Origin of the sequence: Klebsiella sp. A-Nf5 (genome assembly GCF_002810545.1) — a bacterium.
Lineage (GTDB): Bacteria > Pseudomonadota > Gammaproteobacteria > Enterobacterales > Enterobacteriaceae > Klebsiella > Klebsiella variicola.
This window is the reverse complement of record NZ_PIOG01000273.1, coordinates 1-11,530: the sequence shown is the minus strand read 5'-3', so window position 1 is coordinate 11,530 and position 11,530 is coordinate 1. Positions and strand designations below refer to the sequence as shown.

The 11,530-nt window shown below is 56.8% G+C and carries 11 protein-coding genes and 1 rRNA gene; 4 read left to right on the top strand and 8 right to left on the bottom strand.

The window, feature by feature from the left end; translation table 11 throughout:
• Positions 1 to 5 precede the first annotated feature (5 nt).
• A 5S ribosomal RNA gene (gene rrf / locus CWM53_RS27965) occupies positions 6 to 121 on the top strand.
• A gap of 103 nt (positions 122 to 224) precedes the next feature.
• On the opposite strand, the gene CWM53_RS31495 is transcribed toward rrf, so the two are convergent.
• Positions 225 to 362: a hypothetical protein gene (locus tag CWM53_RS31495; RefSeq protein ID WP_162676776.1), complete on the bottom strand. Its 138-nt coding sequence runs from the start codon at positions 360 to 362 to the stop codon at positions 225 to 227.
• Between the two features lie 179 nt (positions 363 to 541).
• Here CWM53_RS31495 and CWM53_RS27960 point away from each other — a divergent pair, with 179 nt between their 5' ends.
• Positions 542 to 1,840, top strand: coding sequence for an MFS transporter (locus CWM53_RS27960; protein ID WP_061153633.1), 1,299 nt, complete (start codon positions 542 to 544; stop codon positions 1,838 to 1,840).
• A gap of 3 nt (positions 1,841 to 1,843) precedes the next feature.
• Here the strand turns inward: CWM53_RS27960 and CWM53_RS27955 are convergent, their stop codons facing one another.
• From CWM53_RS27955 to trxC, 5 genes are all read right to left on the bottom strand, one after another.
• A complete protein-coding gene (locus CWM53_RS27955) occupies positions 1,844 to 2,167 on the bottom strand; it encodes a YfiM family lipoprotein (RefSeq protein ID WP_008803753.1) in 324 nt (107 codons plus the stop codon).
• A gap of 41 nt (positions 2,168 to 2,208) precedes the next feature.
• Positions 2,209 to 3,564 carry a CDP-diacylglycerol--serine O-phosphatidyltransferase gene (gene pssA / locus CWM53_RS27950; protein ID WP_061153634.1) on the bottom strand — a complete coding sequence of 452 codons (1,356 nt, stop codon included), beginning with the start codon at positions 3,562 to 3,564 and terminating at the stop codon, positions 2,209 to 2,211.
• 120 nt (positions 3,565 to 3,684) lie between these two features.
• Positions 3,685 to 6,336 carry a bifunctional acetate--CoA ligase family protein/GNAT family N-acetyltransferase gene (locus CWM53_RS27945; protein ID WP_074387832.1) on the bottom strand — a complete coding sequence of 884 codons (2,652 nt, stop codon included), beginning with the start codon at positions 6,334 to 6,336 and terminating at the stop codon, positions 3,685 to 3,687.
• A gap of 34 nt (positions 6,337 to 6,370) precedes the next feature.
• Positions 6,371 to 7,069 (bottom strand): tRNA-uridine aminocarboxypropyltransferase, encoded by a 699-nt coding sequence (gene tapT, locus CWM53_RS27940; RefSeq protein ID WP_023323113.1) that lies wholly within the window; start codon positions 7,067 to 7,069, stop codon positions 6,371 to 6,373.
• A gap of 69 nt (positions 7,070 to 7,138) precedes the next feature.
• On the bottom strand, positions 7,139 to 7,564 hold the full coding sequence (gene trxC / locus CWM53_RS27935) for a thioredoxin TrxC (RefSeq protein ID WP_002914091.1): 426 nt from the start codon (positions 7,562 to 7,564) through the stop codon (positions 7,139 to 7,141).
• A gap of 203 nt (positions 7,565 to 7,767) precedes the next feature.
• On the opposite strand from trxC, the gene CWM53_RS27930 reads away from it, so the two are divergent.
• Positions 7,768 to 8,838, top strand: coding sequence for a tRNA/rRNA methyltransferase (locus CWM53_RS27930; protein WP_100730312.1), 1,071 nt, complete (start codon positions 7,768 to 7,770; stop codon positions 8,836 to 8,838).
• A 55-nt stretch (positions 8,839 to 8,893) separates the two neighbouring features.
• Here the strand turns inward: CWM53_RS27930 and ung are convergent, their stop codons facing one another.
• Complete coding sequence (ung, locus tag CWM53_RS27925; RefSeq protein ID WP_061153637.1) at positions 8,894 to 9,583, bottom strand: uracil-DNA glycosylase; 690 nt, start codon at positions 9,581 to 9,583, stop codon at positions 8,894 to 8,896.
• 311 nt (positions 9,584 to 9,894) lie between these two features.
• On the opposite strand from ung, the gene grcA reads away from it, so the two are divergent.
• Positions 9,895 to 10,278, top strand: coding sequence for an autonomous glycyl radical cofactor GrcA (grcA, locus tag CWM53_RS27920; protein WP_002914084.1), 384 nt, complete (start codon positions 9,895 to 9,897; stop codon positions 10,276 to 10,278).
• 45 nt (positions 10,279 to 10,323) lie between these two features.
• Here the strand turns inward: grcA and srmB are convergent.
• Positions 10,324 to 11,530: ATP-dependent RNA helicase SrmB (gene srmB / locus CWM53_RS27915; protein WP_100750904.1), on the bottom strand; the 1,207-nt coding region annotated here is incomplete at its 5' end.

Below are 11,530 nucleotides of genomic sequence, written 5' to 3'. Positions count from 1 at the left end.
ATTTGCCTGGCGGCACTAGCGCGGTGGTCCCACCTGACCCCATGCCGAACTCAGAAGTGAAACGCCGTAGCGCCGATGGTAGTGTGGGGTCTCCCCATGTGAGAGTAGGGAACTGCCAGGCATCAAACAAGTGAAGAGCCCATCCTGACGGATGGGCTTTTTGCGTTTCAGTGGACCGGGCAGCATGCCGGCATGTGTCCCCGGTGGCGCTGCGCTTACCGGGGCTACAAACCGGGGCTGACTGGTAGCCCGGACAAGGTGCGCAGCACCGCCTCCGGGGAAAATCCTGCCATACCCGCACCATTATCTTCATTCAAAGCAAAATAAAACCCCGCCATGGCAATCCCTTCACCATAATCCACTTTTTCCTTGCTCCTGCGCTGGCGTTGATCGCGAAAACTGCTCTTACGAAAAAAAATGTGAATGCAATCACATATAAAAATATAACAATTATATAACATTTAGTTCACTAACTAATTTGTCTACGTGACGTGGTACGCCCGACAAGACAGATTGCAGTCTTTGCTGGAGCAATATAACAATGACAGAAAGTAGCATTACCGAACGGGGTGCGCCGGATCAGGCCGATACCCGTCGTCGTATTTGGGCAATAGTTGGCGCTTCCTCGGGAAATCTGGTTGAATGGTTTGATTTTTACGTTTACTCATTCTGCTCGCTCTATTTCGCCCACATCTTCTTTCCATCCGGAAATACCACCACCCAACTGCTGCAGACGGCAGGCGTATTTGCCGCCGGATTCCTGATGCGTCCCATCGGCGGATGGCTGTTTGGTCGAATCGCCGACCGCCGCGGACGTAAAGCCTCCATGCTTATCTCGGTCTGCATGATGTGCTTTGGCTCACTGGTGATTGCCTGTCTGCCAGGTTATGCGGTCATCGGCACCTGGGCTCCGGCGCTGCTGCTGCTGGCACGTCTGTTCCAGGGGCTGTCTGTTGGCGGAGAATACGGCACCAGTGCGACCTATATGAGTGAAGTCGCGGTGGAAGGTAAGAAAGGCTTCTATGCCTCCTTCCAGTACGTTACGCTGATTGGCGGTCAACTGCTGGCGGTATTAGTGGTTGTGGCGCTCCAGCAGGTGCTCAGCGATGAAGATCTCCATGCCTGGGGATGGCGTATTCCTTTTGCTCTCGGGGCGGTACTGGCTATCGTCGCGCTGTGGCTGCGTCGCCAGCTGGACGAAACCTCAAAGCAGGAGACCCGGGCGTTGAAAGAGGCTGGCTCATTTAAAGGGTTGTGGCGCAATCGCCGGGCCTTCGCGATGGTGTTGGGCTTTACCGCCGCCGGATCGCTGACCTTCTACACCTTTACCACCTATATGCAAAAGTATCTGGTCAATACGGCGGGTATGACGGCCGGTACCGCCAGCGTGATTATGACCGCGGCGCTGTTCGTTTATATGCTGGTTCAGCCGCTGTTCGGTGCCTTTTCGGATAAGGTTGGCCGCCGCACCTCCATGCTGTGCTTTGGCGTGCTGGCGACGTTATTTACCGTGCCTATCCTCAGCGCCCTGCAGAATGTGAGTTCACCGTATGCTGCCTTCGGGCTGGTGATCTGTGCCTTGCTGATTGTCAGTTTCTATACCTCGATCAGCGGTATCCTCAAGGCTGAGATGTTCCCGGCTCAGGTTCGCGCGCTTGGGGTAGGGCTTTCCTATGCCGTCGCGAACGCGTTGTTCGGCGGCTCTGCGGAGTATGTCGCGCTGTCGCTTAAGTCGGCGGGGATAGAGCACGCGTTCTACTGGTATGTGACGGTGATGGCGGCCATCGCCTTCCTGGTCTCTCTCATGCTGCATCGCAAGGGGAAAGGCCTGCGCCTGTAATGCTTACTGGTGCGCCAGTTGCCACACAGCATAGCCGGTGGTCGCGCCAGCGACATCCCAGGCGAAATCCTTCCAGCTCCAGCCGCTCCCAGCCGGGCGGCTGTCCCAAAGCTCTTTTGACGCGCCGAGGCTGATGGAAAACATCAGGCCGATGGCGGCGCTGCGGTCCCGGCTGTAACCCTGATGTTGCGCATACTCATTGCCGGCGGCAGACAGCATCGCCGAGGCCAGAAAATGCTGGGCTTTGTCCTGACCGGACCACGCATCATTTGCCATGTGGCTGCAGCCCGTTAACAGCAGCGATGTCATCACTATTATCGAACGCATAGCGCTTCCAGAAAAAAGCCCCGTCGACGCGGGGCTGATAGTCAGAGAATACGGCTGATCAACCGGTCAATGCGGATCCGTCGCAGGCGGCGGATCAGTTTTCGCACTTTAACCGGATAGTCGGCGATACTTTGCAGGTCGCGATAATGTTTCACCACCGTGGTGTGGGTGCGGATGAGCTTGAGCTCTTTCTCCCGCATGGCCCCCAACTGCTGCTTTGGATCGTGGATCAGAATGGCGTTTTCCAGATCGAGCCGCCAGGCGCGCGGGTTGAGGTTGTTGCCGGTGAGTAGCATCCACTCATCGTCAACCCACATGCCTTTCAGGTGGTAGCTGTTATCGTCATCCTTCCACAGGCGGACGATCAGCTGATCGGTATTGACATAATATTGCAGCCGGCTGAGGAAACGCCGCAGGTTGATCTCATACAGATAGGGAAGCGCACCGATAATTTTAAACGGCTGATCTTCCGGAATGTAGAAATCGTTAGCGGTTTTATCGCCGACAATAATCTCCACCTGCTTACCGTCCCGCAGCAACTGGATGATATTTCTCACCAGTACGGCAGGGAGGTTGAAGTAGGGGGTACAAATCGTCAGCTTGTGCTCGGCACAGGGCATCAGGTGAAAGATGGTTTTATTCAGCAGGCTGGATTTACCCAGACCTACCAGCGGGGTGACGGAGAGTTCTTCGTCACCAGCGGTGCCGACAAAATGGTAGCTGCGGTCGCGGAGCTCCTGACGGTACTGGCGAATGTCGTTTTTGATTTCCGGGCTTTTTGGCCGATCCGGTCTGTCGAGACGATTAACGCCGCGCCCCTGAACCAGATTATTGTCGACCCAGTCGAACATGACATCCGCCATTTTGCCGTTACGGATGCACTGATAGCGGTCATAACGGTACTTGTCATGCTGATGCAGATAAACATCGTTCAGGCTGGCGCCGCTGTAGAGGACGCTGTCATCGATAATAAAGCCTTTGAAATGGAGAACGCCGAGCGCCTCCCGGGTATTAATCGGCACGCCGTAAACGGGGATATCCACACCTGGGTTTTCATCGGCCATCCGGCAATACCAGTCGGCATTGGTATTGGAGGCGGCGGCGCCGATACGACCACGTTGAGCGCGGTGCCAGTCTACCAGAACGCGGACATCCAGTTCCGGACGCTGGCGTTTGGCGTCGTAGAGAGCCTGCAAAATTCCTTTTCCGCCATCATCTTGCTCCAGATAGAGCGCAATAATGCATATACGCTGAGTGGCGTGGGCAATCCGGGTCAGTAATGCTTCCCTGAAATCCGCAGGGGCGTAAAAGAACTCTACATCATCAACTGACTGAGAAAGCTTAGGGAGTTGGGCAAGGTGTTGTTGATGTTTATTACGCTTAAATTTTGACAACATCACAGTGCGTTTCTTCTCTGTTTATTGAAGGGTCTTCTGTACCATGCAGACGACGTAAGCGGGCAATAATACCATTACTACCCGCTAATGTGGTCAACAATTGCGGTCAGCGTGGCGCGATTATCCCTGATTCAGGGGCAGCGATAGACTGACAATCCCATCTTCCAGCTGAATATCAACGGTGAATCCCAGCTTTCTGGCCAGGCCGATCATGCCTCTGTTATTCGGCATCGTAATGCCATTCAGGCGTTGCAGGCCATGGCTTTGCGTATAGGCGATCAGCTTTTCCAGCAGCCTTCGCCCCAGGCCTAACCCTTTTAAATCTGAACGGACCAGAACGGCAAACTCGGCGTCAATATTGTCGGGATCGGATATCGCCCGCGTTACGCCGAGAATTTCGCTCTTCTCTGCGGTGGTCCTGACGGCAACAAACGCCATTTCACGATCGTAGTCGATCTGCGTCATGTTGGCTAAATCGTCGTGGGTAAATTCGTTGATCTCACTAAAATAGCGATAATAGAGATCTTCTTTGGTGACCTGAGCGATAAACGCGAGTAGCTGCGGCTCATCTTCCGGGAGGATCGGCCGAAACAGGCAGCGATCGCCATTTTTCATCACCACCCACTCCTCCTGCTGGTGCGGATAGGGACGAATCGCAAGGCGGCTTTCACTGTCGCCGTCAAAGGGGGCCAGGCCCAGTGTGACGTCCAGCGCCGTAAACTCGTTACCGGAGGCGAGCAGGGGATGAATGTCCAGGCGCTGGATCTCCGGGCAGTCGACGATCAGATTCGATACCTGAACCAGCAGCTGGCTTAGGCCCGCGATATCCAGCGGGCGCAATGCGCTGCGACCGCGGATCTTTTTATTTTTGATCGCCTGGATCACCAGATAACGCGCCAGGTTCATATTCAACGGCGGCAGCGCCACCGCGGCCTGATCCTCGGCCCGCCACTCCACGCCGCCTTCGCCCAGCATAATCAACGGGCCGAAGACGGGATCGTGCTCAACCACCACTCTCAGCTCCTGGGCGCCGGCGCGATTAGCCATACTCTGCACCAGCAGACCATGGATGCGCGCCTGGGGCCAGGCCAGTCTGACGCGATCGATCATCGCATCTGCCGCTTGCTGCACTTCGGCGGCGGTACGCAGATAGAGCATGACCCCCTGTACTTCCGATTTGTGCGGGATATCCGGAGAACGCAGCTTCAGGGCGACCGGATAGCCTATCTGCTCAGCGATATGCACTGCTTCTGCGCTGTCGGCTGCAATCCATGTCGGCAGAGTATGGATGCCATAGGCTCGTAGCACCGGGCTGACTTCGTGGGTATCCAGCGTGGTGGCGCCATCATCTATCGCTTGCTGCAGCAGAGCATGCGCCTCGCTGGTATTGGCGGTTAACGAGTCTGGTAGCACCGGCGTCTCGCGCAGTTGTTTCTGGTTGCGACGGTACTCAACCATATGCATAAAGGCGGTGATCGTCCCCTCTGGCGTACGGTAGGTAGGGAGGCCGGCATCGCTGAATAAACGTCGCGCTTCCTGCGAGGAAAATTCGCCGCACCAGTTGGTCAGCACAGTGACATATTTACCGCGCGGATGATGCTTCAGGGCGTCAATCAGGGCCAGCGCACTCTCCGTGCCCGGCGCGGCCGCGCTGGGCGAGTGGATCACCAGCAGCGCGTCATAGTCCTGACTGTTGAGCAAAATATTCAGGGCCTGCTGATAATGTTCGCTGCTGGCATCATCGCGCAGATCTAACGGGTTGGCGATCTCGACGCCAACCGGCAACGCCTGGCGCAGGGCGTCGCGGGTCTCCTCGCTGAGGACCGCCAGTTTGCCATTACGCAGCCAGAGTTCATCTAGCGCCAGTGCCGCCGGCGCCGCGCCATTGCTGACGATCATCAGCTTTTCACCACGCAGCGGGCGCATATGGCTGAGCGTTTCCACGGCGGAGAACAGCTCATGGGTGTCCTGCACCCGCAGCAGGCCAGCACGCTGAATGGCTGCATCCCATGCCGGATCCATCCCGGAGTTGACGTGCAACAGCTTTTGCGCCGCGGGACTACGGCCGCTTTTAATCACCAGGATAGGCTTGTTTCGCGAAGCGCTGCGCGCGGCGGAGACAAACCGACGCGCGTCGCTAAGATGCTCGAGGTAAAGCAAAATGGCGCTGGTCTTGCTGTCGCGGGCCAGAAAGTCCAGCAGGTCATCGACATCAATGTCCAGGCTATCGCCCAGCGCGATGAAGTAGGAAAAGCCCATCTCGCGCTGCTGCGCCCAGTCAAGGATAGTATTAGAGACGGCGGCCGACTGCGAGATAAAGGCCAGTTTACCGCGGTGGATCGCGACCGGCGAGAAGCTGGCGTTCAGGCCTTGCCACGGCGCCAGCAGCCCCAGACTGTTTGGGCCGAGCAGGCGCATCTGATAGCGGGTGGCGCATTCGAGCAGCGCCGGATACTGTTCCGGCGGCGAAGAGAGAATGATGCAGGTTTTACACCCTTTCTGCCCTAAGGCTTCGAGCAATTCGATATTACGCCGGGCGTTAGTACAGAGCACCGCCAGATCCGGCGTAAACGGCAGGCTCTCAATCGTGGGCCATGCCAGCACCCCGAGCACCGCCTTCCAGGCAGGGGTCACCGGCAGTACCGGGCCATTGAAACCGCCGGCTAACAGGTTGCGCATCATGAGATAGCCAGCGCGCTGCGGCTTCATTGATGCGCCAATAACGGCGATGGACTTTGGTCGCAGCAGTGCTTCCAGGCCTCGTTGGCTCATACCGGTCTCCTTTCATCCCAGTGACCGAATGATTTTAAACGTTTTCCACCTGGTCCGCTGTGATGCTGCCCTTATGCTGGGTTTTTCCCGCCAGATAGCGGGTCCGAAAGCGGGTGAAGTGCTCGCCAAGCGCAGCGGCGGCCGGGGCATCTCCCGCCAGATCCAGCAGGGCGATGGCCACTTCCGCAGTACAGTATTGTCCGTCGGCGTGCGCCTCGCGCAGATGGTAGGCAGAGATGCGTGACAAATCGACGGAGATTATCGGCAGCGCGTCAAGATAAGGGCTCTTGCGGAACATTTTGCGCGCTTCGGTCCAGGTGCCGTCGAGCATAATAAACAGCGGCGGCTTGCCGGACGGCGGCGCGCTCAGGACCTGGCGCTCCGGCCCGGCATAGGAGGCAGGGAAAACCACCATCGGTTGATAATCAGGATGAGCGACCAGATCGAGCAGCGCCTGCGGCGGCTCGGTTCTCGACCATTGATAAGCCTCGGTATCAGGCAGAATATCGGCGATGAGCCGGCCAGTGTTGCTGGGCTTCATCGGTTCCGTATCAAACATCACCAGGCAGAAGCGGCTGGTGGCCTGCGCTGGCACTAATGTTGCGCACAGGCACTGCTTGAGCGGCAGCAGGCAGCGCTGACAGCGGCGGATGCGGTTGCCGCGAGCAAGGAAAGGCCGGGTAGCTCGCGCGAGGCGTTCAGCGCGCAGGCGAAGGACTGCGTTTTCAATCATGGGAGTCGCTAGTGAAAAACGCTATTGTCGCAGAGGTGAAAACGGGGCACAAGCAGTGCCCCGGAAGGATTATTGTTGGCCGGCTTCGTTCAGCCAGCTGTCAAATGGCGCTTTTGGCACCGCGCCATTGAGCATGTCGATCACTTCGCCATTTTTAAACATCATAATGGTCGGGATGCTGCGGATACGAAACCGGGCGCTAAGCTCACGTTCCGCTTCGGTGTTGACTTTCACAAAACGCATCTTCCCGCTACGCTCTTCCGCGACATCTTCAAAGATCGGCGCGAAGCTACGGCAGGGGCCGCACCATGGCGCCCAGAAATCGACAACGACCGGTAGATCGTCCTTTAAGAGTTTATCCAGCGTTGCCCCGGTCGCGTTGATGACGTCGCCGTCAAAAAGATCGTGACCGCAGCGTCCGCACTTTGCGCCATCCGCGCTACGATCGTCCGGGAGGCGGTTCAGAGCCTGACAACTGGCACAAACGGTATTCATAACTAACCTCTGGTTATGGGTTGCAACGTGGCACGTGGCCGATATGTTTCTGTGATGTTACATATTATCGATTAAGTGTTATTTAAGGACAATGCGTTTTGTTCGATGAGTGCAATAGAGGCCGGCTTTTAAACGAAATCATGGCGAAGCGATGACACATCGGGTAATCTGCGCGCTTCGCGCAGCGCAGGTGGAGAAAATTGATGAGCGACGAACTGAAAAATAAAAGCGGCAAGGTCAAAGTGATGTATGTCCGCAGTGATGATGATTCTGACAAACGCACCCATAACCCACGTACCGGGAAAGGGGGAGGTCGTCCAGGAAAATCTCGTGTTGACGGCCGCAGCCGCCCTGCGCGTGACGAACGAAACAGCCGCGGCGACGATCGCAAACGTGACGACCGCAAACGTGATGATTTTCATCGCGACGATGCGTCCCCATGGCGCACCGTTTCCCGCGCCCCTGGCGATGAGACGCCGGTAAAAGAAGATCACGGCGGGATCAGCGGGAAGAGCTTTATCGATCCGGAAGTGCTGCGTCGTCAGCGTGCGGAAGAAACCCGCGTGTATGGCGAAAATGCCTGTCAGGCCCTGTTCCTGAGCCGTCCGGATGCCATTGTTCGCGCCTGGTTTATCCAGAGCGTCACGCCCCGCTTTAAAGAGGCGCTGCGCTGGATGGCGGCCAACCGTAAAGCCTATCATGTGGTGGACGAAGCCGAGCTGGCGAAAGCCTCCGGCACCGAGCACCACGGCGGGGTCTGCTTCCTGATCAAAAAACGCCACGGCACTTCTGTTGCCCAGTGGGTCGCGAAGGCGGCAGAAGACGATTGCGTTCTGGCGCTGGAAGACGTGGGTAACCCGCACAACCTCGGGGCGATCATGCGCAGCTGCGCGCACTTCGGCGTGAAGGGCGTGGTGGTTCAGGATGCTGGCGTGCTGGAGTCCGGGGCGGCGATCCGTACGGCGGAGGGCGGGGCGGAGCATGTTGAACCGATCACCGGCGACAGCTTTATCGATACCCTGGATCAGTTCCGCAAAGCGGGCTACGCGATTGTCTCAACGTCCAGCCATAATGGTACGCCGCTGTTTAAAGCCGAGCTGCCGAAGAAAATGGTGCTGGTGTTAGGCCAGGAGCGTGATGGTCTGTCCGATGCGGCGATTTCCAGCTCTGATCTCAGCGTCGCCATCGACGGTACCGGCAATGTCGAAAGCCTGAACGTCTCTGTGGCGACCGGCGTCCTGCTGGCAGAATGGTGGCGTCAGAACAAGGCGTAATTCGCCTGCCTGAATGCGAAAAAGCCAGCTGATGCTGGCTTTTTTTATGGCTCGATCACTCGCTTTCTGCGGGAAGGACCGGCATCCAGTCAATCGGCGCTTCGCCGCGGTCAGCCAGCCACTGGTTGGTCTGTACGAAATGGTTACTGCCAAAGAAACCGCGATGCGCAGAGAGCGGCGACGGGTGCGGCGCCTTTAGCACGCAGTGGCGCTGACGATCGATAATCGCGCCTTTCTTCTGCGCGTGAGAACCCCACAGCAGGAATACCACCCCCTCGCAATGCTCATTGATTAACGCGATAACCTTATCGGTAAAGGTCTCCCAGCCGAGGCTGGCGTGCGAGTGCGCCTGTCCGGCGCGGACGGTCAGAACCGTATTAAGCAGAAGCACGCCCTGGCGCGCCCAGCTTTCGAGGTAACCGTGAGTGGGGCGGGTAAAGCCGGGGATCGTGGCCTCCAGCTCTTTGTACATGTTCAAGAGCGATGGCGGGATCGCGACGCCCGGGCGAACCGAGAACGCCAGACCGTGCGCCTGACCCGGGCCGTGATAGGGATCCTGGCCGAGAATGACGACTTTGACGTCGCCCAGTTCGGTAAAGCGAAACGCATTGAAGACGTCTTTTTGCGGTGGGTAGATGGTGATCCCGGACTGGCGCTCTTCGGCGACGGTCTTCAGAGTATTGAGAAAATAGGGTTGTTGCTTTTCATCCGCCAGCACGTCATGCCAGGTTAAAGGGGTGCTCATCTTGCTCTCCTGCAAAGGGTCATCGCTATAGCTTAACGGCTTCTTTCTACAGAACAAAATCGGCACGGCTTGATGATGGCTTTTATGCAAAAAAAATTGAAAATTTACAAAATTATTTATGACACCCCATGGCGTAACTTGATGTAAAACAATAAAATCCCCCTATACCCACTTTGCACGAGTGGTTTTTATTGATTTATATCAAGGAATGCCGCGGGTGCGGCTGATATATATACACTCATACAACAATGGTTTTACCAATTGGCCGCGAAGAGGCCAAAATCGAATAAACACTGCCTGGGAGGCATCAAATGATTACTGGTATCCAAATTACTAAAGCGGCAAACGACGACCTGCTGAACTCTTTCTGGCTGCTGGATAGCGAAAAAGGCGAAGCGCGCTGCCTGTGTGCCAAAGGTGGTTTTGCGGAAGATGACGTGGTTGCAGTGAGCAAACTGGGTGAAATCGAATACCGTGAAATCCCGGTGGACGTGAAACCAGAAGTTCGCGTGGAAGGCGGCCAGCACCTGAACGTTAACGTGCTGCGTCGCGAAACCCTGCTGGACGCGGTTGAGCATCCGGAAAAATACCCGCAGCTGACTATCCGTGTTTCCGGCTACGCGGTACGCTTCAACTCTCTGACCCCGGAACAGCAGCGCGACGTCATCGCCCGTACCTTTACCGAAAGCCTGTAAGGCTGAAGCCAGATGTGAAAACGCCGGGATATCCCGGCGTTTTTTTTACTCTTCGTTGGACGTTGATGGCGTCCCGGTAGCGCTTGGTTTACGGCGCTTACCAATATTTTTCGTATCGCGGTGGCGTTTCTTCACCCGCGGTTTCTCTTTTTCTTTCTCTTTTTTCTCGGCGCGCTTCGCCAACACTTTCTTCGACGGTTTACCGGTTAACTTCTCGCTCGGCGCGCGGGTTTTTGGTCGCAGTTCATCAATCACGCGGGCCTTCAGCGGTTCTTCAACATAGCGGCCGATTTTGCCCAGCAGCAGGTGGTCATGCGCTTCAACCAGCGAAATAGCGATGCCTTTTTTACCGGCGCGGCCGGTACGACCGATACGGTGCAAATAGATATCAGCGGTGCGCGGCATGTCGAAGTTAAACACGTGGCTGACATCCGGGATATCAATACCGCGCGCGGCGACGTCGGTGGCGATCAGCACGTTCACGCGACCATCGGTCAGGCGTTTAATCGCTTCGTTGCGCTTAATCTGCACCATCTCGCCTTCCAGCCAGCAGGTGGTGATCCCTGCTTCGTGCAGCTTAGCGGCCAGTTCGTGAACGCGCTCGCGCTTACGAACAAAGACGATGGAGCGGGTTGCTTCCGGCTGCTTCAGCAAATTAATCAGCAGCGCGGTTTTATGCTCGATATCGTCGGCGCGATAGTACCACTGATGTATTTTTTTACGTTCGCGGGTCGATGGGGTGGCGGAGACTTCAACCGGCTCTTCCAGCAGACGTTCGGCAAAATCTTTGATCGCATCGCCTTCCAGCGTCGCGGAGAACAGCATGGTCTGCTTGCGCCAGCGGGTTTCACCGGCGATGGTTTCGATATCCTGGGCAAAGCCCATGTCCAGCATGCGGTCAGCTTCATCGAGGATCAGGGTCTCGACGGCGCGGCAGTCAAAGTTCTCTTCTTTAATATATTGCAGCAGGCGACCGGTGGTAGCGACCACGATATCCTGGTTTTCGCTGAACACTTCCGCGTGGTTCATGTACGCTACGCCGCCGGTAATGGTGGCGATGTCCAGATGGGTATGCTTCGCCAGCTCGCGGGCGTGGTCAGCCACCTGCATCGCCAGCTCGCGGGTCGGCGTCAGGATAAGAATGCGCGGCGGCCCGGATTTCTTACGCGGGAAATCGAGCAGGTGCTGCAACGCTGGCAGCAGATACGCCGCCGTTTTACCGGTGCCGGTCGGCGCTGAACCGAGAATGTCA